At 74.0% G+C, this 24,289-nt stretch carries 17 protein-coding genes; 7 read left to right on the top strand and 10 right to left on the bottom strand.

Translation table 11 applies throughout. The features are described from left to right. Positions 1-80 precede the first annotated feature (80 nt). Positions 81-569 (bottom strand): DoxX family protein, encoded by a 489-nt coding sequence (locus tag Vau01_RS23500; protein WP_203996351.1) that lies wholly within the window; start codon positions 567-569, stop codon positions 81-83. A gap of 199 nt (positions 570-768) precedes the next feature. Here Vau01_RS23500 and Vau01_RS23495 point away from each other — a divergent pair, with 199 nt between their 5' ends. Then, entirely contained in the window at positions 769-1,689 is a 921-nt protein-coding gene (locus Vau01_RS23495; protein ID WP_203996345.1) for a hypothetical protein, read from the top strand. Here the strand turns inward: Vau01_RS23495 and Vau01_RS23490 are convergent. Together Vau01_RS23490 and Vau01_RS23485 are read right to left on the bottom strand one after the other, a co-directional pair. Next, a complete protein-coding gene (locus Vau01_RS23490) occupies positions 1,643-3,157 on the bottom strand; it encodes a dihydrolipoyl dehydrogenase family protein (protein WP_203996344.1) in 1,515 nt (504 codons plus the stop codon). The two genes, Vau01_RS23495 and Vau01_RS23490, sit on opposite strands and share 47 nt — an antisense overlap. 11 nt (positions 3,158-3,168) lie before the next feature. Further along, positions 3,169-3,816: a VOC family protein gene (locus Vau01_RS23485; protein ID WP_239151798.1), complete on the bottom strand. Its 648-nt coding sequence runs from the start codon at positions 3,814-3,816 to the stop codon at positions 3,169-3,171. Between the two features lie 73 nt (positions 3,817-3,889). Here Vau01_RS23485 and Vau01_RS23480 point away from each other — a divergent pair, with 73 nt between their 5' ends. Beyond that, positions 3,890-7,531, top strand: a complete 3,642-nt coding sequence (locus Vau01_RS23480) for an SCO7613 C-terminal domain-containing membrane protein (protein ID WP_203996343.1) — start codon at positions 3,890-3,892, stop codon at positions 7,529-7,531. 9 nt (positions 7,532-7,540) lie between these two features. Here Vau01_RS23480 and Vau01_RS23475 read toward each other — a convergent pair whose 3' ends face one another. Next, the gene (locus tag Vau01_RS23475) at positions 7,541-8,191 is read right to left on the bottom strand and encodes an adenylate kinase (RefSeq protein WP_203996342.1); all 651 of its coding nucleotides are present in this window, start codon (positions 8,189-8,191) and stop codon (positions 7,541-7,543) included. 146 nt (positions 8,192-8,337) lie between these two features. Here Vau01_RS23475 and Vau01_RS23470 point away from each other — a divergent pair, with 146 nt between their 5' ends. Next, entirely contained in the window at positions 8,338-10,512 is a 2,175-nt protein-coding gene (locus tag Vau01_RS23470) for a DUF6745 domain-containing protein (RefSeq protein WP_203996341.1), read from the top strand. Positions 10,513-10,525: 13 nt separating this feature from the next. Here the strand turns inward: Vau01_RS23470 and Vau01_RS23465 are convergent, their stop codons facing one another. Then, the gene (locus Vau01_RS23465; RefSeq protein WP_203996340.1) at positions 10,526-13,324 is read right to left on the bottom strand and encodes an AfsR/SARP family transcriptional regulator; all 2,799 of its coding nucleotides are present in this window, start codon (positions 13,322-13,324) and stop codon (positions 10,526-10,528) included. 127 nt (positions 13,325-13,451) lie between these two features. Here Vau01_RS23465 and Vau01_RS23460 point away from each other — a divergent pair, with 127 nt between their 5' ends. Next, on the top strand, positions 13,452-14,828 hold the full coding sequence (locus Vau01_RS23460; RefSeq protein ID WP_203996339.1) for a chymotrypsin family serine protease: 1,377 nt from the start codon (positions 13,452-13,454) through the stop codon (positions 14,826-14,828). 127 nt (positions 14,829-14,955) lie between these two features. Here Vau01_RS23460 and Vau01_RS23455 read toward each other — a convergent pair whose 3' ends face one another. Next, positions 14,956-15,513, bottom strand: coding sequence for a GNAT family N-acetyltransferase (locus tag Vau01_RS23455; RefSeq protein WP_203996338.1), 558 nt, complete (start codon positions 15,511-15,513; stop codon positions 14,956-14,958). Between the two features lie 366 nt (positions 15,514-15,879). Here Vau01_RS23455 and Vau01_RS23450 point away from each other — a divergent pair, with 366 nt between their 5' ends. Further along, on the top strand, positions 15,880-16,809 hold the full coding sequence (locus Vau01_RS23450; protein WP_203996337.1) for an ADP-ribosylation family protein: 930 nt from the start codon (positions 15,880-15,882) through the stop codon (positions 16,807-16,809). 199 nt (positions 16,810-17,008) lie between these two features. Here the strand turns inward: Vau01_RS23450 and Vau01_RS23445 are convergent, their stop codons facing one another. Together Vau01_RS23445 and Vau01_RS23440 are read right to left on the bottom strand one after the other, a co-directional pair. Beyond that, the gene (locus tag Vau01_RS23445) at positions 17,009-18,484 is read right to left on the bottom strand and encodes a TolB-like translocation protein (RefSeq protein WP_203996336.1); all 1,476 of its coding nucleotides are present in this window, start codon (positions 18,482-18,484) and stop codon (positions 17,009-17,011) included. Next, positions 18,474-18,977 (bottom strand): sigma-70 family RNA polymerase sigma factor, encoded by a 504-nt coding sequence (locus tag Vau01_RS23440; protein ID WP_203996335.1) that lies wholly within the window; start codon positions 18,975-18,977, stop codon positions 18,474-18,476. The genes Vau01_RS23445 and Vau01_RS23440 overlap by 11 nt, the downstream gene beginning before the upstream one ends. A 267-nt stretch (positions 18,978-19,244) precedes the next feature. On the opposite strand from Vau01_RS23440, the gene Vau01_RS23435 reads away from it, so the two are divergent. Both Vau01_RS23435 and Vau01_RS23430 read left to right on the top strand, forming a co-directional pair. Further along, on the top strand, positions 19,245-19,457 hold the full coding sequence (locus tag Vau01_RS23435) for a hypothetical protein (protein ID WP_203996334.1): 213 nt from the start codon (positions 19,245-19,247) through the stop codon (positions 19,455-19,457). Next, positions 19,451-19,939, top strand: coding sequence for a S26 family signal peptidase (locus Vau01_RS23430; RefSeq protein ID WP_239151797.1), 489 nt, complete (start codon positions 19,451-19,453; stop codon positions 19,937-19,939). The genes Vau01_RS23435 and Vau01_RS23430 overlap by 7 nt, the downstream gene beginning before the upstream one ends. Here the strand turns inward: Vau01_RS23430 and Vau01_RS23425 are convergent. Both Vau01_RS23425 and Vau01_RS23420 read right to left on the bottom strand, forming a co-directional pair. Continuing rightward, positions 19,934-23,008 carry an AfsR/SARP family transcriptional regulator gene (locus Vau01_RS23425; protein WP_203996333.1) on the bottom strand — a complete coding sequence of 1,025 codons (3,075 nt, stop codon included), beginning with the start codon at positions 23,006-23,008 and terminating at the stop codon, positions 19,934-19,936. The two genes, Vau01_RS23430 and Vau01_RS23425, sit on opposite strands and share 6 nt — an antisense overlap. A 52-nt stretch (positions 23,009-23,060) precedes the next feature. Next, on the bottom strand, positions 23,061-24,266 hold the full coding sequence (locus Vau01_RS23420) for an MFS transporter (RefSeq protein ID WP_203996331.1): 1,206 nt from the start codon (positions 24,264-24,266) through the stop codon (positions 23,061-23,063). Positions 24,267-24,289: the final 23 nt, after the last annotated feature.

Below are 24,289 nucleotides of genomic sequence, written 5' to 3'. Positions count from 1 at the left end.
AAATCTGTCGCCACCCGCATTGACGACGGCCGGACGCGCGCCGGTGTGGGCGGGCGTCCGGCCGTGCCGGATCGGATCGGTCACCGGTGTGGCGCGACGTAGCGGGCCCCGAGTGCCTTGGCCGCGACCACGGCGGCGGCCGCGGCCAGCACGATGTCCTTGAGCACGTACTGCGCCTCCAGCGTCGGCGTGCCGCCGGGGAACATGTCCGCGAAGAACAGCACGACCGGCGACATGATGCCGATCAGCGAGCCCGCCAGCACCACCAGCCCGGCCCGCAGGCCGATGCCGGTGACGAGGGTCAACCCGATGAACGTCTCCAGGACGGCGGTGATGACCATCGCGGTGGTGCCGGAGACGACGCCGAGGGTCAGCGTGTCGACGGTGCGCGTCACCAGCGCCTCGGCGGGCGAGGCACCGGGGACGAACTTCAGCGCACCGAAGCCCAGGAACACCAGCCCCAGGCTGACCCGCAGCAGGGTGACGCTGTGCGCGGCCAGCCAGCCGGTGAGCCGCTCGGTGACGGCAGCGCTCGTGGTCTGCGATGAACGGACGGTGGTGACGGTCACGACGATTCCCCCTTGTTTGCAACGGCTCCGGGCGGAGCCCGGCATGGCTGTAACCCTGCCGGCCCGGCCGTCGACGGGAATCGGTCGACCGACGACACCCCCACTGCGTCCCGGTGCGTACACCGGCGCTGACGCGCTACGCACCCCGTAGCTGCCGATGGCGGGGTTCACCCAGGCAGGCGCTGTCAGAATGCAGGCCATGACAGAACCGGAGAGTGGCCGCCGTCCCGACCCCGCTGGGTCGACGCCTGCCGCCCTGCAGGCCGACCGGTTGGTGGCGGCCGTCCGGGACGATCCGGCTCGACGGCTACGACTGGCGGCCGGCTTCTACGACCAGCGCGCCGACGGGCGCAGTATCCGCGCGTACCGGCGGGCGGAGGTCGCCTTCATGCGATGGCAGATCCGGTGCGGCGTGCTCGCGCCGGTCGACGCGGCTCAGCCGGGCAGTCCGTGGTGGCGGGCGGTGAACGAGTCGCTGTTGCGTGACGCCGCCGAAGCGGACCTGTTGTGCAACGGCGCCGCCGGCCCGGCCACGACGAAAGGTGTCGAACTCTGGCTCGCCTTCCTGCGCCGCCCCACCCCGCAGGCGTGGTACCGAGCCCACAACGCCAGCATCGTCGCCGGCTACCTCCGGCACCGCGGCCTCGTCTGCGACGAGGGTCCGCTGGAAAGATTCTTCATGGACGTGGCACTGCTCCGCGTCATATACGCGCACTGCCTGCTGATCCGCCCCCGACTCGCGCTCGGCCGGCTCGCGGCGTTCGGCAGGTTCCTCGGCGACCCCCGCCGCCGCGCCGCCGACCTGTTCCTCTCCCTCCAGAACGTGCTGCCCAACACGTACCCCCTGATGCGGGCCGGCATCGAGACGGTCCTCGCCGACGAGAACTACCTGGCCCGGATCATGGACTACGGCGTCATCGCGCCGCGGATCGACCAGTTGTACCGGGCCGCCGCCGACGACCTGGACGAGCCGCGGATCGTCGACCTCTGCAGCGACAACTTTCCGGTCTACGCCTGGCCGTACGAGGAGCGCCACGTCTGGCGAACCGACCGCTCCCCGATCGCGATCGCCCTCACCCGCGCCGTGGTCGGACCGTCGCCGCGTTCCGCTGGGCGTTGAGGGTCTCCAGCAGCCGGAGCCACGCCTCGCTGACGGTCGGATAGCTCGGCACGACGTGCCACAGCACCGGAACCGGGATCCTGCCGACGACGGCCGTCGTCGCGGAGTGGGTCAGTTCGGCGACGCCCGTTCCGGCGAAGGTCGCCCCCACGACGACGTCGGCCGACCGGTCGACGAGCAGTTTCGCGCGGCCGACGTAGTTCTCGCGCAGCACGTACGTGCCGGCCAGTTGGGCCAGGTCGTACTCGACCACCTCGACGTCGAGACCCCGGTCGCGCGCCTCGGCCTCGGTCAGGCCGACGGCACCGACCTCGGGATCGGTGAAGACGACCTGCGGAACCCGGCCGTCGTCGACGACGTCGGTGTGGACGCTGTACGGCCCGTCGTCGAGGGGTCGTCCGGCCGCCCGGTCGGCGATCACGGTGCCGGCGATGCGCGCCTGGTACTTGCCCATGTGCGTCAGCAGCGCGCGTCCGGTCACGTCACCGATCGCGTAGAGCCAGTCGCCGTCGACGCCGGGCACGGTCAGGTGGTCGTCGACCGGAACCGGTTCGCCCGGGCCGAGCGTCAGGCCGACGGATTCCAGGCCGAGACCGGCCGAGTTCGGGGTGCGACCCGTCGCCACCACGACCTCGTCGGCGACCACCGTTCCGCCGTCGCTCAGGTGCACCGTCACCTCGCTCCCCCGCACGTGCCCGATTCCCGGGTCGTCGACCCGGTCGCGGCGTACCTTCACCGCCGAGACCCCGAGCCGGACGTCGACCCCGGACGCGCGGAGCGCGTCGGCGACGAGGTCACCCGCGAACGGCTCGTTCCTGGCCAGCAGCCGCGAACCGCGATGGACGATCGTGACCTCCCCGGCGCCCAGCCCGCGCAGCCAGGTCGCCGCCTCGCAGGCGACGACACCCCCGCCGATCAGCACCACGCGGGCGGGGATCTCGTGCAGGTTGGTGACGTCGCGGGAGGTCCACGGCCGCGCCTCGGCCAGCCCGGGTACGGGTGGCACGAGCGGCGTGCTGCCGGTGTCGAGCACGACGGCGTGCCGCGCGGTCAGCCGGCGTTCGCCGCCGCCGGGCCCGGTGACCACCACGGCGCGGGCACCGTCGAGGCGTCCCCGGCCACGGACGACGTCGATGCCGGCGCCGAGCGCCCACCGGACCTGCGAGGCGTCGTCGAGGTGGTTCACCACGACGTCGCGGCGGCCGAGGACCGCCGCGGCGTCGACCGCTCCGACGCCCAACCCGGAGAGGTCACCCGCGTTGGCTCGGACCTCGACCGGACGCAGGAGCGCCTTGCTCGGCATGCACGCCCAGTACGAGCACTCCCCGCCGACGAGTTCCTTCTCGACGATGACCGCCGACAGGCCGGAGAACTGCGTCGCGTACTGCGCGGCGACCTCGCCGGCCGCCGCGCCGCCGACGACGATCACGTCCCACTCGGTGCGGTCCGGGTCGACCGACGCGCTCATTCGCGGAATCCCTACTCGGGTGGTTCGGTGCCGGCCTGCTCGCTGGCCAGATATTCGGCGTACCAGTCCGGCCAGTTCTCGTCACGTTCGCCGCCGTGGCGCTTCTCATGCTCCCCGTGCGCCTCCGCCGCCCTGCGCAGCGCGGCGGCCAGCTCGCTCACCGACGCGTACGACGTCGTCCCCGGATCGATGCGGCCGGGCAGCCGCGTGGAGATCTCCTGGAGCAGCCATCCGTTGCCGTCGGGATCGGTGAACCCGGCGTAGGAGTTGTAGGTGGCCCGCTCGGGTGCCGGTCCCGGTTCGCGCCCGTCGGGCGTGAAGTGGAAGACGTCACTGACCTCGACCCCGCGCTTGACCAGGTCGGCGCGGGCGGCGTCGAGATCGGTGACGATCAGGAACAGACCCTGGGCCGAACCGGCCGGGTTCGCCGCCGACGCGGGACTGAAATGGATCGAGCAACCGGATCCGGGCGGCGTGAACTGGATCGCCCGCCCGCCGCCGAGCGGGAAGTCGGCGTCGAGCCGCCACCCGAGGCCTTCGTAGAACGCCTTCGCGCGGTCGAGATCGGCGACGGGGATGGTGACCACTTCGAGTTTCAGGGCGCTGGTGCCGTTCGCGGACATGATGTTGGCGACCTCCCTGCGTCGTGTCGCGCGCATTGTGCCCCTCGGCCGAGCAGACATTCAAGACCTTCGTCAGGTACAAGGCCGGCGGATCTGAGTATCCGTACCGATGCCCGCCGAGCCCGAACCGTCGAAGCTGGTCGCCATGGTGGGGTTTGCTGGTGACTTCTCGACGGCGTACGCGTGTCCGCGATGCGGTGCCGTCGCCGACGTCGTGCTCGGGTGCGGCAACTGTGGCGGTCCGCCCGAGCCGGAGGGGCGGGAACTGGCCGACCTGTCGGCCCGGATCCGGACCCTGACCGCTTCGGCCGATGCGGCCTACCGTCACCACGTCCAGTTGGTGGGCGAGGTTCGGGCGGCGCAGGGCCGGTACCAGGTGCTGCTGGGCGCGGCCCGGTCCCGACGTGCTCAGGCGCCGGCCGGCACGGCACCGGCCGGCACGGTACCGGTCGGCACGGAGGCGTGGCCGGGCCGGCACGAGGTCGGGCCGACGCCCGAGGTATCGCCGCGGACCGTCCAGAACCTGCTCTTCATCCTCGGCGGCCTGCTCCTGGGCAGCGCGGCGATCGTCTTCACGGCGGTGGCCTGGGCCAGTTTCGGGGTCGGCGGGAGGGCCGCGATCCTGGCGACCGTCACCGTGCTGACGATGCTCGTGCCCCCGCTGGTCCTGCGCCGGCGCCTGACCGCGACGGCCGAGACCTTCGCCGCGCTGGGACTCCTCCTCGTGGTCCTGGACGGCTACGCCGCCCATCGCGTCAACCTGGCGGGCCTGGCGGACGCGGTGGACCCCACGACGTACGCCGGCCTCGTCGCCGCCGGCACGGTGGTCGTCGCGGCCGGATACGCCGCGGTGACCGGCCTGGCCGGCCCCAGGTTCGCGGCCCTCCTCGTCGCCCAGCCGGTCGTCCCGTTGCTGGTGGCCACGCACCGACCCGGCCTCGCGGCGTGGGCGGTGGTGTTCGCGGTGCTCGCGGCGCTCGACATCATGGCCGCGAGCATCGGCGCGCGCGGCGTGGTGGCACCGGCTGAGGCACCGCCGGTGGGCGACGACGGCGTGACGGTGGCCCGGCGGGTCCTCGGCTGGGTCCTCGCCGCGGTCGCGGGCGGCGTGGCCGCGCTGTTCACCCTGCTGGCCCTCTCGTTCGCCCAATCGCCGCCGGACGCGCTCCGGGCCGCCGGCGCCGCGACCGTCGTCGCCGCCGTCGTCATGCTCGCGGCCGCCCGGACCCCGGGCCGCACGGTGCCCGCCCTGCTGGCGTCGCTCGCCGTGGTCGGCTGGGCCGGCGCCACGGTGTGGGCGGCCGCGCTCGCCTGGCCCGACCACGGCCTGACCGCAACGGCACTGGTGACGCTCGCCGTCGCCCTGACCACCGCCGGCCCGGTCATCGCCCGCCGGACGGACGCGACCGCCGGCCCGGACGCCACCCGGTCGGGCTGGTTGGTGACCGGGCCCTCCGTGGGAGCGCTCGTCGTCGCCGGCTGGGTCGGCCTCGTCATCGCCGGCCTGGTCGTCCACGCCGCGGCGTCGACGGCCGTCCGGGGCTTCCCGGCCTGGCACGCCGCGCTCCGGACCCCCACCGTCTCCGACTGGCAACTCCCCACCACGATCGTCGTGGTCGCCGCCGCGGTCGCGATTCTGGTCCGTCGGTACACCGCACCCGGTCACTTCGTGACCCTAGGCGTCGGAACCGGCGTCCTCGTCGGGTTGGCCGGACCGGCCGTGTTCGCCCTGCCGTGGTGGACCCCCGCGCTCGTCGACTGCGTCCTGGCCGCGGTCCTCGTGATCGCCGCCCGCGTGTCGCGGCCGCGGTCGGCGGCGGTGTTCGGCACCGGTGCGGCGGTCCTGGTGGCGCACGCGGTCCCGGCGGGCCTGGGACGCGCCGGCAGCACCGCCGCCGTGCTCGGGTTCGTCGTCGTGGTCTGCGGGGTCGCCGCGGCGCTGGCGCGGGTGCCGGTGGTCCGCACCGTCCCGGTGACGGTCGCCGTCCTGGCGGTGCCGGGGCTGGCGGCGGCGCTCGGGGAGGTGGTCGCCGGACCGGTCCGGATCCTCGACACCCCGGTCGCGCTCGCGTGCGCCGTCGCCGGGCTGGTCGCGACCGTGGGCTGGCTGGTCGTCGCCTCACTCGGCGACAAACCAGCTGCTTTGGTGCCGCGGGTCGCGGCGTCGTCATTCGCCGGCGCGGCCGCCCACGCGTCGGTGGCGGCCGGGTTCGGCGTGACGGCGGCCGCGATCGCCGTTCCGGACGCCCCGTTCGGTGTGGTCGCGGCGCTGGCCGTGCTGTGCGCCGTCGTGGTGGCACGGGCGCCCGGACGGGCGGCGGCGCGGCGGCTGCTCACCGCCGCGGTGCCCGTCGCGGCGGTCGCGGTCGTTGCGGTGACGCCCACCGTGCTGACCGTGCTGGCGGGTCCGTACCGCTGGCTCGCCGAGGTGTGGACGGGCACCGTCACCGGCACCGGGCTGGCACCCGGCCGGTCCACCCCGTGGTTCGACGCCGGCGCCGCCTTCGAACCGGGACCGGCGGCCGTCGCCCTCGGGATCCTGACCGTGGCGGCCGCCCTGCTCGGATGGGCGTACGGATCCGGCCCCGCCGCGGGTCCACTGTGGACGGTGACCCGGGTGGCCCTGCCGCCCGCGACTCTCACCGCGCTGGCCGCCGCCACCGCGCTCGACGCCCCCTGGCCGACCGTGCCGATCATCAGCCTCGCCGGCGGTCTCGCTTCGCTGCTGCTGCTCGCGCTGATGCCGCCGGCCCGCCGGCCGTGGCCGCCGGTTGCCGGGGTGCTGGCCGTCTGCGGCGTCGGCGCCGGCCTGGCCGGCTCGCTGGCCACCCGGGCGATGACCCTCGCCGCGTTGGGCGCGGTGGTCGTGGTCGCCGCCGTCTGCGGTGGAGCCGGCCGGACGCGCGCGGCACGCGTCGCCGGGTGGTTGACCGCCGCGGCGAGCGGAACGGCGCTGGCCTACGCCTCGGGCGCGGCCGTCGACCTCGCGACCCACCTGATCGCCTACCGGGTGCTGCTCGCCGCGGCGTCGGCGCTCGCGATCGCCGCGGCGCTGGAGGCGTGGCGGCAACCGGCCGCGCCCACGCGCGTCATCGAGGCACGTGCCCTGGAGGCGGCCGCCCACGCGGCCGCGACCGTCGCCGTCCTGCTGACCATCGGCCACATCGGAGCCGCCGCCGGCGTCTGCGTGTTGTGGGGACTCGCGATCGGACTGCGGGCACTGGTGCGCGGCCAGAGCGCCGACGCGCGCCGCTACCGCGTCGTCGCCGCGACCGCGGTGGAACTCGTGGCGTACTGGCTGCTGCTGGCCGACAACGACGTGTCGCTGATCGAGGCCTACACGGTGCCGGCCGCGGCCGTGGCCGGGCTGGCCGGCTGGCTTGCCGCGCGGCGCCGGCCGGGCCTGTCCAGCTGGACGGCGTACGGGCCGGCGCTGATCGCGGCGTTCGCGCCGAGCGTGGCCGTCGTCCTGCCCGGACCGGGTATGCCGCTGCGCCGGCTCGCGCTCGGTGTGGCCGCGGTGGCGGTGGTGCTGATCGGTGCCCGGTGGCGGCTACGGGCACCGTTCGTGGTGGGCGGTGCCGTGCTGGCGGTGGTCGCGGCGCACGAGGTGGCCCTCGTGTGGGACCTGATCCCGCGCTGGGCCCCGCTCGCCGCCGCCGGCCTGGCCCTGGTTGCCGTGGCGACGACCTACGAACGCCGCCGCCGCGACCTGGCCAGACTGGTGGGCGCCGTCGGCCGCATGCACTGAATGCGCGGGTCAGTTCCGGCCGAACGCCGCACCCAGACCGGTCAGGTCGACGGGGCGTCGCGCGTGTTCGGGCACGTACTCGACCAGCGACCGCATCGCCTCCAGGGCGGTGAGGATCTGCCGGGCGACCCGGTCGATCGGCCGCATGGCGTCGACCGAGACCAGGATGCCCCGCGAGGCGTACCAGCCCACGATCGGATGGGTCACCTCGTGATAGAGGGCCAACCGTCGACGGATGACCGGTTCGGTGTCGTCGGACCGGCCCTCCAGGGCCGCCCTGGCCAGCAGCCGGCGGATCAGCTCCTCGTCGTCGGCCTTCAGGTGCAGGGCCACGTTCGCGGTCATCTCCATGCTCAGGCCGATCTCGTACAGTGCCCGCGCCTGCGTCATGTTGCGCGGCATGCCGTCGAGCACGTAACCGCCGCCGGCGGCCTTCGCCTCGGCGACCGCGGCGGCGACCATGTCCAGCACGACCTCGTCGGGAACCAGCTCACCCCGGTCGAGCCGATCGCGCACCGCCCGACCCAACTCGGTTTCCCGGGCCACATGGTCGCGCAACAGATCGCCGGTGGCGATGTGCGGGATGCCGAAGTGCGTCGCGATCAGCGCGCCCTGGGTTCCCTTGCCGGCCCCGGGAGGGGCCACCAGTAGCACCCGCATCACGCGCCTCCCTCCGGCGCCGGCCGGCGCCGCTACCGCGCCGACCGCCCTGCCCGCGCCGCGACTGCGCCGATCGTAGACGCTTTCCCACCGCCGGGCCTCCTACCGGCGACCGGCCGACCCGCGCCGGGCGGTAGGTTCCGGCGGTGACCGGGAAGAAACCGCTCCGTCTCGTGAACCTGTCCGCCGAGCAGGAGGCGCTGCTGCGGGTGGTGCGGGAGGAGTGGATGGCCGTCGGCACCGCAACCGGTCCGGCGGATCGCCAGGAGGCGCTCGCCGGTGTGCGGGCGGCCTACCGGCGGGCGGGCCTACCGCACCCGTCCCGCGTCCTGTGGTTCGACTCGCCACTGGCCGCGGCCGTCGCCATGCGGCGACACAACCTGACGTCCCCCGTCGCCGACGTGATCCGCCGGGCACAGAACCGGTTCGACCACCGGGCGACGGGCTGGGCGTCGCAACCGACCCTGGACACGATCCACCGCGAGGTCTCCACTCCGCTCAGGCACTGGGGCGAACGCTGGCACGACCTGATCGGCGACGAGCTCCGGGACCACTCGGCCGTCCTGCCCTACCCGACCTGGGGCCAGCACGACGTGTCGGAGCTGGGCGTCCAGGATCTTTTCGCCCGGCTCGGCGTCGACGGCGCGGAACCGCCGGTCGACCTGATGCGGGTGGCCTCGCGCGTCGGTTGGTGGTGGGTGTTCCGGGGCACGGTCGTGCTCACCGAGCGCCCCGACACGCTGGTCCGGGACCGGCACGGCCGGGCGCACAACCCGGACGGGCCGGCGGTGCGTTATCCGGACGGGTTCGCCGTGTACGCCCGGCACGGTGTCCGGGTACCGCGGCGGGTCGGCACCGGCGAGTTGACGGGCGCGGACTGGCTCGACGAAGAGAGATCGCAGGTACGCCAGGCCATCGCGGAACGCATGGGATACCGGTGGATGCTGGCCAACGTGCCGGCGGAACGGCTGGACACCGACAACCACGGGACGCTGTGGCGGATCCGCGAATACGAGGCGGACTACCACCTGACGCAGTCGGCCGTGGATCCCGAGGACATCTGGATGGTGGAACTGGCCGGCGGCGACCCGGCGCGCGAGGCGGCCGTGTGGCGGGTCGAACCGGGCCGGCCCACCGTCGAGGACGCCGCCGAATGGGTCCGTCGGCGGGGCGAGGACTATCGACCGCGCCGGCCGAACACGCACGGGCGGCCCCCGGAGACGCGGCAGGACGCGGATTCCGGCCGGCAGTGGTGGCGGGAGTCGTCGGTCCGCCTGACCGGGCCGGAACACGCGAACGTGGTGGCCTTCGGTGAGCTCGACGGCCGCCCGGTGGTGGCCACCGACGGCGCCGACGGCACCGTCGTGCTGTGGGATCCGCTCGGACCACGCCGGCTGTTCGTCCTCGGGGGACACTCCGGCGGCGTCGCCGTCCTGGCGTTCGGCCGGGTCGGCGGTCGGCCGGTGCTGGCCGGCGGCGGCCACGACCGGGTGGTCACGGTGTGGGACCTCGCCGACCGCGCACCGATGACCACGGTCACCGTCGACGACGGGACGGTGGTCGACATCGCCTTCGTCGACATCGCCTTCGTCGGCTCCGCGGCCGACCGGGACGTCCTCGCCACCGCGTCCAATTCCGTCGAGCGGTCCTGGCGGCTGGGTCGGGTGGACCTGTGGGACGCCGCCACCGGCGAGCACGTGCGAACCCTCCACCGGGACGACGAGGAGGATGTCAAGGGCCTGGCGGTGGTCCGGGTGGGCGGCCGGACGGCGCTCGCCGCCGCTCACTGGTTCACCGTGCGCCTGTGGGACGTCGCAACCGGCGAACAGTTGCAGACCTGGGGCGGCGAGGACGCCGGCGCGGCCAGCGACACCTGCCAGGGCGACCGTTTCGCGGCGTTCACCGCGCCGCTGCTGCACGGTGTCGTCGACGGGCGAACGGTGCTCGGAGCCGTCCTGACGGAACGATGCGGGGCCGATTCCCACGGCCCCGATCACGACGAGTTTCTCGTGGTCTACCTGGACGTCGAAACCTCGGCCGAGGTCGCCCGCACGGAGTTCACGGTGAACGAGCGACCGGTGGCCATGGCGACGGTGAACGGCACCGGTTACCTGGCCACCGCGACCGAGACCTGGCACTACCACCTGAGGCGCACCCGGCTCAGGATCTACCGGCCCCCGCACCGGACGGTCGCCGAGTTCTCCGCCGACGCCGGCGATGTCCGGTCCGCCGACCTCGGCGTGGTGGACGGTTCGCTACGGCTGGCCACCGCCCACGACAGGGGTTCCGCACGGCTGTGGTCGGTCCCCTCGACGATGTGACCCACGCGCGTGGCTAGGACCGGGCACGCAGCTTCGCGCGCAGGTCCTCCGCGGTTGGATGGTCCAGCTCGTCGAGGATGCGCAGGGCCTGCCGCCACGTGTCGGCCGCCCGGTCGACGCGGCCGGTCGCGGTGTACGCGTCACCGAGGTGGTTGAGGACGTCGGCCTCGTTGAACCGGTCGCCGGCCGCGCGGTACAGCGCCAGCGAACGGCGGTAGCAGGACACGGCGTGGGCATGGTCGCCGAGGTGGTGGTGGATGTAGCCGATGCTGTCGAGCGTCGCCGCCTGCCCGTACCGGTCGTCCATTTCGCGGACCATCGCCAGCGCCGCCTCGCACTCGGCCAGGGCCCGGTGGTAGTCACCGAGCATGGCATGGGTGTACCCGACGAGGTTTCGACTGCGTGCCTCGCCGGCCCGGTTGCCGGCGGCCAGGTACAGCTCCAGTGCGCGCAGGGCGTGCGGCACCGACTGCCGGAACCGGCCTTCCAGGTGCAGGGCGCAGGCAAGGCTGAACGACGCGGCGGCCGCACCGGACCGGTCGCCGAGGTCCCCGTACGAGCGCAGCGCCGCGTCGTAGTGGGTCCGCGCGGTCGGGTAGGCGCCGGTCTGGGCATACGCGCGGCCGAGAATCCGGTGCGTGTACGCCTGCGCGGCCCGATCTCCGGCTGCCTCGGCCGCCGACAGCGCGGCCTGTTCGACCGCGATCCACGCGTGCCAGTCGCCACGGTTGTCCAGGTAGCGGCCGACCACGGCGGCCAGCTGCCACGCGTACGGATGCATCGCGGCCGCGGCGGTGTGGTGGACGGCGGTGACCAGCACCTGGTGCTCCGCGGCCAGCCAGGCATGTGCCTGGGCCGCGTCGGCGAGGTCGTCGACGGTCACCCCGGACGCCGGCGGATCGAGGTCGACGCGGTGCCGGTGCGGATCGAGCCGGGACATGGCGGCGTCGGCCGTGTGCAGGTAGTGGTCGAGCAGCCGGCGCGTGGCCGCCGACCGCCCGGTGTCGGGTTCGGCCCGTTCGACCAGCTCCATCGCGTACGCCTGCAGCAGCTCGGCCATGGCGAACCGCCCCGGCGCGGGAGTGGTGATCAGGTGGGCGCGGTGCAGTTCGGCCAGCAGGCCGTGCACCTGCGCCGGTCGGCCGCCGTACAGGCTCGCCGCGGCCGCGGCGGACGTGTCCGGACCGGGATGCAGGCCCAGGAGGCGGAACAGCCGTGCCGCGCCCGTACTCAGCGCGTGGTAGGACCAGGAGAACACCGCGCGCACGTCGGCACCGCCGCCGTCGATGCTCAGGGCGTCGAGCGCGTGCCGACGATCGCCCAGCTCCGCCGCCAATGTCGACAACGGCAGGTCGGGCTGGACGAGCGCGCGGGCGGCCGCGATGGCCAGCGCCAGCGGAAGGCGTGCGCAGCCGTCGACGATGTCGTCGACCGCGCGTGGCTCCGTACCGGTCCGGGCCGGGCCGAGGCGGGCCGTCAGCAGCTGCCGCGCCTCGACGGCCGTCATCGGCCCGATCGGCAGCGGACGCGCCCCGTCGGTGGCGACCAGGCCGGCCAGCTGGTCGCGGCTGGTGACCACCACGACGCAGCCGGGTGCGCCGGGCAGCAGCGGCCTGGCGTGCTGGGCGTCCCGCGCGTTGTCGAGCAGCACCAGCATCCGTCGACCGGCCAGCAGGCTCCGGTACAGGTCGGCCTGTGCCTCGACGCTGGACGGGATCCGGGACGGTGGAACGCCGAGCGCGTCGAGAAACCGGCGGATGGCGTCCGACGGCGCGAGGGCCGGGCCGGCGGGGTCGAACCCGCGCAGGTTGATGCAGAGCTGGCCGTCCGGGAACCGGTCCGTCACCCGGTGTCCCCAGTGCACCGCGAGCGTGGTCTTGCCGGTGCCGGCCGCACCGGACAATGCCGCGATCACCACCGAGGTCGGGTGCCGCGCGCTGCTGGCGGCGACCTCGTCGAGCCAGGCCAGGCCGGCGCGCCGCCCGACGAACCCGACCGGGTCGAGCGGCAGTTGGGCCGGCACGGGCGCGTCCGCCGCCGCCGGGCGGCGCGGCGGCGCCCCGGTCCGGTGCAGGTCCGGGTCGTCGCGGAGGATCGCCGCCTTCAGCGCGCGTACCTTCTCGCCCGGCTCGAGGCCGTGCAGCTCGACCGTCGCCGTGCGCAGACGCCGATAGGCGGTCAATGCCTCGGCGCGGCGCCCGGTGCGACACAACGCCAGCATCAGCTGTGCGACCAGCGGTTCGGAGTCGGGATTGGATTCCGTGAGAGCGGTGAGCTCGTCGACGACGTCGGCGTGCCGACCGGCCCGCAGTTCGAGGTCGAAGTACTCGCTCCAGGCGGCCAGCCGCAGCCGTTCGAGGTGATCACGGGCGCGCGCCGCCCAGCTTCCCGAGACGCCGGTCAACGCTTCGCCGCGCCACAACGCCAACGCGTGGCGGTACAGCTCGGCGGCGCCCGCCGCGTCCTGCGCCGCGGCGTCGCGGCCGGCTGCCAGCAGCCGTTGGAACCGCCAGCAGTCGATCAGGTCGCGGTCGATGGCGAGCCGGTACCCGTGTGCGTCGCGTTCGATGGGGTGGGTGATGTGTCGCCGGAGGATCCGGCGCAGCCGCGACACGTAGGTGTGGAGGACCTCGTCGGCGCGCAGCGGTTGCTCTTCGCCCCAGACCCGTTCGATCAGTCGTGCGGCGGACAACGGCTCTCCGTGGCTGAGGTAGAGCGCGGCGAGCACACATCGCTGGCGGGGCGGGCCGAGATCCACGTCGGCGCCGTCCACTACCAGATCGACCGATCCAAGGACGCGATGCTCCTGCATCGATCTCCCCCGTGACCTGCGATTCAAGGTAACTGACCAGTCTGTCGACCAGTCGCTGCCGTCACGATACGGCGAAGTCGATGCCCATGTATGGGAAGGAGACACCTTGTCGATCATCGGAGTGCCGATGTCAGCGCGGATTCGTCATGCCCTCGTCGCGGTGGGCGCCGTCGTGCTGGTGGCCACCGCCTCCCCGGCCGCGGCCGCTCCGGGCGGCCCGGCCGACGGCCCCGACCGCGCGAAACGTGACGCGGCGGACGCCATTCTCGCCGGGCTCACCGACCGGTCCCGCGCCCTGCTGAAGGTCCAGGAGGACCTCGACCGGCTGGCCGACGACATCCGGGCCGCCGCGCCGTCACGGCGCGACACCGGACTCGGCGGCCTGATCGTCGAGGCCGAGCACCGGGCGCTGCGCCTGTACTGGCGGGGCACCGTCCCGGCCGCGGTCTCGGCGCGCATCGCCAGGGCCGGCGCCGACGGGCTCACCGTCACCGTCGAGCCGTCCCGATACACCGAAGCCGAGCTGCTCGCGGAGGTCGACCGGATGTCCCGCCAGCCGCTGTTCCGGGGCGCCCGCACCGGCCAGCGGTCGATGGTGCTGGGTCCCAAGCCGGACGGCAGCGGGCTGTCGGCAGAGATCTCGGGCCTGCCGACGGGCACCGCCGCGGTCTCGGCCCGGTCCGCGGTTCCCGCCCTGGACAGTGCCTACGCCCTCGACGTGACCGAATCGGCTCCGGTCGCGTTCACCACCCGGATGTACGACCCGTTCCCGCACTGGGGCGGCAGCGTCGTGCTCAACCGGGCCTCCGGCTACCGGTGCTCGACCGCGTTCGCGGTGACCGGCAACAACGGCGCGTCGACGTACCTGCTCAGCGCCGCCCACTGCGGAGAGGGCACCTGGGGCAGCTGGGAGTACCTCGACGCCAACAACAGCATCGCCCAGTTCGTCTACGGATCCACCATCGCCGCCGGCCGCCGCACCGACCGCGACGTCCAGCTCATCCAGACTCCGGAAGGCTCACAGGGCGCCATCTACTGGGGTGCGCACATCAACCCGCCGACAGGTGACCCCGGGGCCTACATCGGAGCGTCGATCGGCGGCGACAGCTCCAACAACGTCGGTGACCGGATCTGCCTGTCCGGCAGCTACTCCGGCACGATCTGCCCGTCCAATGCCGACCTGATCAGGATCCGCCGACTCAACCAGACCATCACGTACGACCCGCCGTCGCAGGGCGTGGGCCGGGTCACCAACCTCGCCGACGCCGAGCACGCCCTCGGGCAGGCCATCAACGGCAACGGCGACAGCGGCGGGCCGGTCGTCAGCGTCCGCAGCGACGGCCGGTTGGCGGCGCGCGGCATCATCAGCGGCATGCGGACCGGCGCATACGAACGGCCGTGCGTCGGCTACGTCCCCTCCGGCCGCACGTGCTCGATGAACGTGTTCTTCGCCGACCTGCGCTCGGCGATGTCGCTCGTCGGCGTACACATCAACACCACCTGAACCGGCGAGTCCCGGGCAGCCCGCGCACGTAGGACCCCGCCTACGTGCGCGGCCCCACCCGCCCGAACCGGCCCGGCCGCCGAGGCGAACACATCCTCGGTTCACTTGAGATGAACCCTCCGGGCGGCTACGGATCCAGCGTCACCGTGACGTCGTACTGGGCGCCGCCGACGGCGACCACAGCGACGGTGCCGAGCGTCGCCAACGTCGCCAGAGACGCCGTGTTGCCCACCGATACCACTGTGGCGAGACGTACCACGCCGGCCGGCCGGCTCGCGGCGAGAGCGTGGGCCAGTACCGAACCGGCACCCCTGCCCTGCCAGTCGTCCGCCACGGCGATAGCGATGTCGGCCGTGGTCGGGTCCGAGGCGTAGCGGATCATGCGGCCGACACCGACCGCGGTCTCGTCGCGACCTGCGGGTGCCAGGAGGAGCACGGCCACATGGTCACGCTGGTCGACGTCGCCGACCAGGCGGTCCAGCATCCGGTTGTTGAGCCGCGGCGGCGCCATCTGGAAGCGGCCCCGCCGCGAGATCTGCGACAGCGCCGCGTAGAGATCCTGCAACACCTGACGGTCGGTGACCGCCAACGCCCGCAGCCGGGCCGGCGTGCCATCGGTGAGCAGCAGCTCACCACTCCCCCGGTCCGGCTGTGGGCGTTGGCCGCCGCTCCGCCGACCGGTCATCGAGGGTGGGTCCGGTTGCGTTGCGGTGTCGCGTGTGTAGCTGGTGCTGCCGGCGGCCAGGGTCGATCGGGGAGCGCCACGGCATCCACCCCTCGGAAATGGGTTCGAGATGGGGCCGCCGTGGTCCAGGGCAACGTCCGGAGATCGGTCCGAAGATCGAACCTCGCGCATCATCCTACGCGACGTTCCGCCCACGAGGCCGGCCTGGCGCATCATCCGCCCGACCGTGCACCGGGCGACGTCGAACCGGCCACCGCAACGCGATCCACGTCCAGCAGGCGCCGTAACAGGCCGCATTGCCGACCCGGACGGTGCCGATGGCCTGCACCCGTACCAGGGATGCCGGGCTCGGCTCTACCATGCGTCGTGGACCATGACGCGCGGCGCCGGGCGGCGCTGAACAAGATGTACGAGCGGCACCCGGCAGTGGCCGAGCGGGTACAGCGGGTCTACGGCCTCCGCCTCCCCCGCCACCTGGCCGTCTTTTGCGCGTTCTGGGAGAGCGCCGACCACGCCGAGCGCGCGGCCCTCAACGACCTGATGGTCTGGCCGTTCGGGCTCACCGAGTACTTCGCCGACGACGGGCTGGGGCTGCGGGCGCGCGACGGGCTCGACGAGCGCCTGCACGGCCGCTACCTGTGCGACCCACCCGAGTTCGTGACCGTCCTCAGCGGCGGCAGCGACGGGCTGCACTACGGGCTCTGGTACGACGACCCGGCCGAGGTGCCCACCCTCATCGTGCACAACTACGCCCGGGACAGCGCCGAGACCTGGACGAGCGGGTACCGGACGCTGCTCGGCGAGCTCTACGGGCTGACCAGGACGGTGCTGGAAGACCACGGCGACGAGGCCTCCGCGGAGATGCGGTCGCTGCTCGACACGCTGGACTGGTTCGTCGACGCGGACAATGAGGCGGTCGAGGCGGACGGGCCCGTCTGGTGGGCCGGGTTCCAGCGGCAGAACACTGCGGTTTCGGTCTTTCCGCAGCTGCCCGGCGACGCCGGGGACCCGCAGCTCGGCCGCTCCCGCGCCCGCCTCAAGGAGCTGCGCGCGGGTGGGGCCGAGGCCGCGGCGTGGATCGCGCACGCCGAGGCGGAACTGGCGGCCGGGCGGCCCGCGCTGGCCCTCGCGGTCGGCGGGGAGCTGCACTGGTTGGCCGGCGACGAGGACCGCGAGGTCGCCCGCCGGCTGCGCGCCGACGGGTACCGCCTCCTCGGCCGCGACGCGATCGCCGAGATCGTCGAGGTACACGCCGCCAACTCAGGACTGCGCGACGTCGGCATCCTGATCCGCTGAACCGCGGTCAGGGCAGCGGGCCCAGGGAGATCACGGTGCCACGGCGGCGGGACAGGCCGGCGGCGACGCTCAGGGCGAGGACCGTGCGTCGCCGCCCGCCGCGCCGCGCACGGCAGCAGCGGCCAGGTCGGTGCGGTAGTCGCGGACTGCCCAGTCCCGGGCGCCCCGGTCGCCGAGCGGGTCGCCGTCGACATCGTGTTCACGATCGGCGTCGGGACGTGGAACGGATCGAGTCCGGCGCGGAAGTAGACGCCGTCATCGCCGGCCTGCGGCGTGCACGGGCCCGGCGCACCACTCGCCACCCGACGAACGTCGCCGCGGCGGCCACGGTGAGCCACCACCACAATGGCCACGGCCCCCGCCGGGCCGGGCCGGCGTCGCCCACCCGCGCCTGCGCCGCCAGCGCCTCGGCGACCTGGAGTTGACCCGGCCGGGCCAGGCCGCCGATCCCGGCGGAGACGCGGCTGAGCCGGCGGATCGGACCGCCGTCGACCGGCACCTCGACGATGTCGAGAGCGTCGCCGGCGCTGTCGGCAACGGCCAGGAGCGTGGACGGTGAGCGCCAGCCCACGGGGACGGCGGAGTTCTGCATGGGCGCCGGCACCGGTCCGCGCTCGCCGGTCGGATCGACGAACGCGAGCCGGTAGCCCTGCGGGGTCGACTCCGACATCGCGAGGAGCCGGCCGTCCGGTGACCAGGCGGCGGCCGACAGCAACGCGGCGGAGGCCGGCACCGGCAGGGTCCGCAGCACCGTCCCGGTGCGGTCGACGATGCTGATCGCCGGGACGACGCGGCCGCCGCCCTCGCTGACCGGGCCATCGTCGGCGGTGGTGGCCAGCGCGATCCGGGTACCGTCGGGCGAGAAGGACGCGCCGTCCCACGACTCCGTGGACCGGAGCCGGTCGAACCGGCGTAGCGCGCCGGTCGTGGTGTCGAGTACCGCGGGGTTGCCGGGAGCCCGCAACCCGTCGGGCGGGTCGTCGTTGACGACCAGCGCGAGCCAACGGCCGTCCGGCGACCAGTCCAGCAGCCGGACCGCGACCGGCGGGTCCAGGCCGTACCGGGTGGTCCGGCCGGTCCGCAGGTCCACCACCTCGATGCAGTCCCGCACCCGGGTGGGGTCGGCGACGGCGGCCTTCGAGCCGTCGGGCGCGAGCAGCGCGTCCGCCGGCTCGTACTCGCCGTCGGGACCGTCTGCACCCCGGCGTTCGGCCAGGTCGAGGCGGCGGTACGTGCGCCCGTCCACGCCGAGGACGACCACCTGGACGGTGCCCAGGCGGGTGCCCAGCGAGCCCTGCCGGTACAGAGCGACGGCCGGACCGGCAGGCGCGTCCGACACCGGCGCGGTCAGCAACGACATGCCGGCGAACTCTCTCGGCAGGTTCGCCGCACCCGCCGGCGCGCCCGCCCGCTCCCCGGTCGGACCAGGGCGCAGCGCCGGCAGCAGCACCGCGATCGCGAGGAGCACGATGATCGCCGCGGTGGCGGTGATGGCCGGCGCGGCCCAACCGACACGGCGCCGGGCTTCCCCAGGTACCGGAAACGGCTCGTCCGGGCCGGCGGCCTGGCGCGCCGCGCGGGCCCGGACCGCTGCCGCGGCCGGGGGGCGCACCGGCAGGTCGTCGACGATGGTCCGGACCGCGGTGGCGATGCGGCGGTTCAGGTCAGTGCTCATCGAGGTGCTCCCGGAGAACGCCGAAGGAACGGTGCAGCAGCGACTTCACCGTGCCGGGACGGCAGCCGAGCGCGGCCGCGATCTCGGCCTCCGGCAGGTCGAGGTAGAAGCGGAGGAACACGGCAGCACGCTGGCGTGGGTTGAGCCTGCCGAGGGCGGCCCGCACCGCCGCGGTGTCCGCGTCCGGCGCGGTGGCCGCCCGGTCGGACGCGCCGATCGGCGGTACGGAGCCGTGGCGGCGTTCGAGCACCCGCCGCCGCACCCAGGACGTGCAGCGGGACACGACCGCCCGGCGAAGGTACGCGGCCGGGTCGCGCACCTCGGAGAAACGGCGCAACCAGTCGGCGAACGCGTCCTGCGCCACGTCCTCGGCCGTCGCCGCGTTACCCGTCGTCAGGTATGCCAGCCGGACCAACGTCGAGTACTGCGCCGCATACACCCGATCGAACGCCTCGTCCCGACGCGCCGCCAACTCCACCGCCACATCCTGCATGGCGCACAACCGGCCGGATCGGTTCCCTCCGCACCCGCAAGACCACCTCACCACGCCAGCCCCATCGCCGCCATCAACGGGTCGTCGACCGAGGCGCCACGACCGGCATCCTCATCACCACCAACGGCATCTCGGCCCGCCAGCCCGTCACAGGCACCTGACGCCGGGCACGGGATCGTGTCCAAGGCGTGTCAACCGTGATGCCGCACGCTCGTGCGATCGGGAAGCGCCACGGGGGTGCTTCGCGGGCGACCGAAAGGGGAGGGCATGAAGGGTCTGGAGCGCATCGGTGAACGCCTGCTCGGCAGGTTCGTGCCGAAGCTGGACGCGCAGGCGGCGTGCTGTGGGAGCTGCTGCGACACCGGCGCCCGCAGGTGCAGTGGCGGCCAGGCGCAGAAACTGATGAACTGCTACACCGAGCGGTTCGAGGGCTGCTACGTCTACCGCCAGTACTGGGCATACGCCGGCGGCGCGTGCTGATCGTCCGCCGGCCCGGTTCGCCGTCGGTGGCGAGCCGGGCCGGCCCGTTCGTGGCGATCGGACTGGTGGGTGCGATCAGCGCGGCGCTGTGGACGGCGCGCCGACGGCTCGTCGTGGTCACCGTCCGCGGTGCGAGCATGGCGCCGACCCTCCGCGACGGAGATCGGGTGATGGTTCGGCGCACGCCGGGCGCCCGGGTGCGGCGCGGCCAGATCGTCGTCCTGGAACACCCGGACGCCGACGGGAAATACCGGATACAGGCGCGGGACCGCCGTATTTGGATGATCAAGAGGTGCACGGCGGCGGCGGGTGATCCGGTGCCGGCCGGGATTCCCGAGCGGTGCCGCACCGTCGACGGTCGCGTGCCGTCGGGCGTCCTCACGGTGCTGAGCGACAACCTGAGCCACCCCAACGACTCCCGAAAATTCGGCTTCCTCCCGCACGACCGGGTGCTCGGAGTGGTCGTCGGCAGCGGCTCATGACGTGGCGTCGAGCGCGTCGCGGGCCCGTTCGGCCAAAAGGCGGTAGCCGTAACGGTGGGAGAGGTCGGCGGCCCGGCGCAGGTGCTCGTCGGCCCGGTCCGGCGTCCCGAGTCGCCGGTGCGCGGCGGCCAGGCCGAGGCACGCCTCCACCTCCGGGTACGTGCCGGTCTCCCGGGCGAGTTGGAGCGCCTGCTCGTGGAGCGTGAGCGCCGCCGCAGGACGGCCCAGTTGCGTGTGGACGGTGGCCAGGGTGTTCAGCGAGTCGGTCTCGGTACGGCGCTCGCCGGTGTCCCGAGCGAGGGCGAGGGCCGCCGTCGCGGCCTCCAGCGCGGCTTCGTGCCGGCCCGCGTCGCGGTGGATCTCGGCCAGGATGCGCAGCGTTTCCGCCTCGCTGCCCCGGTCACCGACCGCCCGCAGCACGGCGAGCCCGCGGGTGGCGTGATCGAGGGCCTCGTCCAACCGGCCCTGCGCGCGGTACACGTCGCCCAGATCGCCGAGGTCGACGCCCTCGGCATTGCGGGACCCGACCTCGACGTCGAGCGCCAGCGCCGCCAGGTAGTGTTCGCGCGCCTCGTCCAGCCGACCGAGAGCCCGGCACACGCTGCCGAGGTTGCCCCGCTTCACGGCCTGTCCGGCGCGCCAACCCGTCCGCTGATCGATGTCCAGTGCGCTCGTGTAGTGCTCGGCGGCCTCCGCCAGCCGCCCGGACCGCCAGTAGACGTTGCCGAGATTGCCCAGTGCGGCTGACTGACCCATCAGCCAGCCGGTTGCCCGGGTGAAGGCGAGTGCCCGCTCGTAGTGCGCGATGGCGTCGGGATACCGGCTGCGGAAGGTGTCGAGATCGGCCAGGCTCAGGTGTGCGGCCGCCTCCGCCGCCGGCTCGACCGCGGTACGGGCGGCGCGCAGGCCCGCCTCGGCCACCGTCTTCCAGTCGACGAGATGCATCCGCAGCCAGAAGTAACCGCGCAACGCGTCGGCGAGCAGCCAGGCGTACCGGTGCGGCCCGGTGTCCGCGGCGGCCACCACGGCCGCGACCAGGTTCGGCCGTTCGGCGTCGAGCCACGCCAGCGCCGCGGGCTCGGTGCCGAACCGCGGCGGATGCCGGGCGGGGACGCGCCCCGGATCGGTCTCCGCCTCGGGCGGGGGCAGGCGCAGCTTTTCCGGGTACAGGCGGCGGGCCGCCTCGTCGACGGCCATCCGGTACCACTCGAACAGCCGCGCCGTGGCCGCGTCCCGCCCGCGGTCTCCCTCCTCGGCCGAGGCGCGCTCCCGCCCGTACGTCCGGACCAGGTCGTGCATGCGGAACCGGTCGGCGGCGACCTGGTGGACGAGGTGCGCGTCGGTGAGCACCGCCAGCAGTGCCGCGGCCCGGCCGGGCGGGACCGCGGCGAGCGCGGCGGCCGTACCGGCGGTCACGTCCGGCCCCGGCGCCAGGGCGACCAGTCGGAACATCCGGCGGACGGCGGCGTCCAGCCGGCGGTACGACAGCTCGAACGCGACCCGTACCGCGGCCCGGTCGTCCCCGTCCACCCGGAGCGAGGCGAGCCGGGCGCCGGCCAGCCGGTCGACGAAGGCCGCGACGCCCGTGTCCGGCTCGTCGGCCAGGTTGGCCGCGGCGATCCGCAGGGCGAGCGGCAGCCGGTCGCACACCTCGACCAGCCGGTGCACGGCGTCCGGCTCGGCTCGAATGCGGTCCGCGCCGACCACCGCGCCGATCAGCGCGACGGCCTCGTCCCGGTCCAGCACGTCGAGCGCCAGGCGCTGGGCGCCCTCGATGGCGACCAGCCCGCCGAGCCGCAGGCGGCTGGTGACGACCACCATCGCGGTCGGGCCACCGGGTAGCAGCGGGCGTACCTGCTCCGGGTCCAGCGCATCGTCCAGGACGATCAACAGCCGGCGATCGGCGACCAGGCTGCGGTAGACGCCGGTGGCCTGGTCCGGTTCGGTCGGGACCCGTTCGGCAGGCAGTCCGAGCGCGGCCAGCAGCGCGGCGAGCGCCTCGATCGGTCGCAGCGCGGGCGCGGCGGCGTGCGCCCGAAGGTCGAGGTAGAGCTGGCCGTCGGGGAACCGGTGCCGGACCCGCTGCGCCCAGTGCACCGCGAGCGCGGACTTTCCGGTACCGGCCGCCGCGGAGATCACCACGACGGCCGGTCCGGTGCCGCCGGTGACCTCGGCCAGGACCGCGTCCAGCTCCCGCAGTTGCCCGCCCCGGCCGGTGAAATGCCTGGTGTGCGCGGGCAGCTGGGCGGGCCGGACGTGCTCCGCGTCGGGCGCCGTCGGCACCGGGCCGGTCAGCGTTGAGCCGGTCGGCGCCGGCGCGGGTGCCGGATCGCCGCGCAGGATCTGATCGTGCAGGCCGCGCAGCTCCGGCCCGGGGTCCAGGCCGAGCTGTTCGCCCAGCGCGTCGCGGGTCCGCCGGTACAGGGCCAGCGCGTCGGCCTGCCGGTCGTCCCGCCCCAACGCCAGCATCAGCGCACCGACCAGCCGCTCCCGCAGCGGATGCGCCTGCACGAGATCGACCAGCTCGGCGATCAACTGGCGGTGCCGGCCGCGATCCAGCTCGGCCTCGGCCCACTCCTCCAGCATCGACAGACGCAGTTCGGCCAGACCGGTACCGACGCGGTCGCGCAGCCGGTCGGACGCGACGTCGGCGAGCAGCGGACCGCGCCACAGCCGCAGCGCCTCGCGAAGCATCGTCGACCGGTCCTCGGCTCCGCTGGCGCGCATCGCCCGGGCGCTCAGCTGCCGGAACCGGTGGGCGTCCACCGCGTCCGGGTCGACGTCGACCAGGTATCCCTCGCCCCGGCGCTGCAGCCGTACGCCGAGGCGCCCGTCGCGGTGCGGATCGAGCACCGACCGCAGCCGGGCCACATGGGTCTTGACCGTGCCCCGCGCCGCCTCCGGCGGGTCGCCGTCCCAGAGCAGGTCGAGCAGCCGATCGAGCGGCACGACGGCGCCGGCGTCGAGCAGCAGCAGGCCGAGCAGGCAACGCTCGCCCCGGCGTCGGCCGAGCGCAATCGGTTCAGTGCCGCCCAGCACCTCTAGCGGACCGAGTACCCGAAACTCCATGACGGCCGCAGCCTATCCGTCGCCGTCCACCAGATCGTCTCCACCGGGCGGGTCAGCGCCCGGGTGCGGCCGTGCGGAGCACCGGCAGGGCGAGGCACAGCGCGATCCCGCGGAGCACCCCGGCCACCGGATAGCCGGCGCGGAGCCCGAACCGGTAGGCGATGAAGCCGCCGGCCAGGGCGCCCAGCGGAATCAGACCCCAGCCGACCATCCGGTAAATGCTGTTGACCCGGCCCAGGAGCCCGGCCGGCACGATCTCCTGCCGCAGGCTCACGGTGACGATGTTCCACATCGTGATCATGAAGCCGTTGACCGCCAGCAGGGCCGCGAGCACGACCGCGTTCGGCGCGGCGCCGATGGCGAGGAAGACGACCACGCTCGTCACGAGCGCGGCCAGCAGCGCGGCACGCGGCCCGACGCGGGCGATGATCCGGGCGTTGGCGAGGCCGCCGAGCACGCTGCCGAGGGCGGCGCCGGCGAGCAGCAGTCCGTAGCCGCGTGCGCTCAGACCCAGCGTCTGCGTGGCGAGCAGCACGAGCGTCACGTTGCCGAGTTGGAAGCAGAAGTTGTTGACGCCCAGCAGCCAGGCGAGCGTGCGGAGCAGGCGGTGCCGGCGAAGCCAGCGCAGACCGTCCACAATGGCCGTTCGGATCGGCACGCGCGGGGCGGCGTGACGGCGACGCGGAAGCGTCGCGAGCAGTGCGGCCGACAACGCGAACGAGACCGCGTCGACGCCGAACGGCAGCGCCACGGCCACGGCGAACAGGACGCTGCCCACCGGCGGGCCGACGAACAGTTGGCCCACCGTCGTCGCCGCCGATTGGAGGCCGTTCGCCTTGTGCAGCAACGCTTTCGGCACGATGTCGGGCAGCACCGCCTGCGCCGCGTTGCCGAACAGCACCTCGCCCGTCCCGAGCAGGAACACCAACGCGACGAGCAGCGGGATGTTCGCCGTCCCGGTGAGCGCCAGCACCGCGATCACCGCGACGACCGTCGCCTGCGCGGCCTGCGACCGCCACATCAGGCCGACCCGCTCGTGCCGGTCGACGAGCGCGCCGATGGGCAGCGACAGCAGCAGCCACGGCAGGTAGGTCGCGGCCGCGACGAGCGAGACCAGGCGCGGGTCCCGCGTGATCGTCACGGCCAGCAACGGAACAGCCGCGACGAACGCGCCGTCGCCGACGCTGCTCACCACGGACGCCCCCCACAGCCGCCGGTAGGCGACCGGCAGGCGTTCGTCGGCAACGGTTTCGGACATGAGGGGAATCGTCACGGCCGGCC

Origin of the sequence: Virgisporangium aurantiacum (genome assembly GCF_016863635.1) — a bacterium.
GTDB classification, from domain to species: Bacteria; Actinomycetota; Actinomycetes; order Mycobacteriales; family Micromonosporaceae; genus Virgisporangium; species Virgisporangium aurantiacum.
This window is presented reverse-complemented; position numbering and strand designations above follow the sequence as displayed.

Excerpts from the sequence above, each read along its gene's own strand:
- Vau01_RS23495 (WP_203996345.1), top strand. The coding sequence starts at position 769 with ATGACAGAACCGGAGAGTGGCCGCCGTCCCGACCCCGCTGGGTCGACG.
- Vau01_RS23490 (WP_203996344.1), bottom strand. The coding sequence starts at position 3,157 with ATGAGCGCGTCGGTCGACCCGGACCGCACCGAGTGGGACGTGATCGTC.
- Vau01_RS23485 (WP_239151798.1), bottom strand. The coding sequence starts at position 3,816 with ATGCGCGCGACACGACGCAGGGAGGTCGCCAACATCATGTCCGCGAAC.
- Vau01_RS23480 (WP_203996343.1), top strand. The coding sequence starts at position 3,890 with ATGCCCGCCGAGCCCGAACCGTCGAAGCTGGTCGCCATGGTGGGGTTT.
- Vau01_RS23475 (WP_203996342.1), bottom strand. The coding sequence starts at position 8,191 with ATGCGGGTGCTACTGGTGGCCCCTCCCGGGGCCGGCAAGGGAACCCAG.
- Vau01_RS23465 (WP_203996340.1), bottom strand. The coding sequence starts at position 13,324 with ATGCAGGAGCATCGCGTCCTTGGATCGGTCGATCTGGTAGTGGACGGC.
- Vau01_RS23460 (WP_203996339.1), top strand. The coding sequence starts at position 13,452 with ATGTCAGCGCGGATTCGTCATGCCCTCGTCGCGGTGGGCGCCGTCGTG.
- Vau01_RS23455 (WP_203996338.1), bottom strand. The coding sequence starts at position 15,513 with ATGACCGGTCGGCGGAGCGGCGGCCAACGCCCACAGCCGGACCGGGGG.
- Vau01_RS23445 (WP_203996336.1), bottom strand. The coding sequence starts at position 18,484 with ATGAGCACTGACCTGAACCGCCGCATCGCCACCGCGGTCCGGACCATC.
- Vau01_RS23440 (WP_203996335.1), bottom strand. The coding sequence starts at position 18,977 with ATGCAGGATGTGGCGGTGGAGTTGGCGGCGCGTCGGGACGAGGCGTTC.
- Vau01_RS23435 (WP_203996334.1), top strand. The coding sequence starts at position 19,245 with ATGAAGGGTCTGGAGCGCATCGGTGAACGCCTGCTCGGCAGGTTCGTG.
- Vau01_RS23425 (WP_203996333.1), bottom strand. The coding sequence starts at position 23,008 with ATGGAGTTTCGGGTACTCGGTCCGCTAGAGGTGCTGGGCGGCACTGAA.
- Vau01_RS23420 (WP_203996331.1), bottom strand. The coding sequence starts at position 24,266 with ATGTCCGAAACCGTTGCCGACGAACGCCTGCCGGTCGCCTACCGGCGG.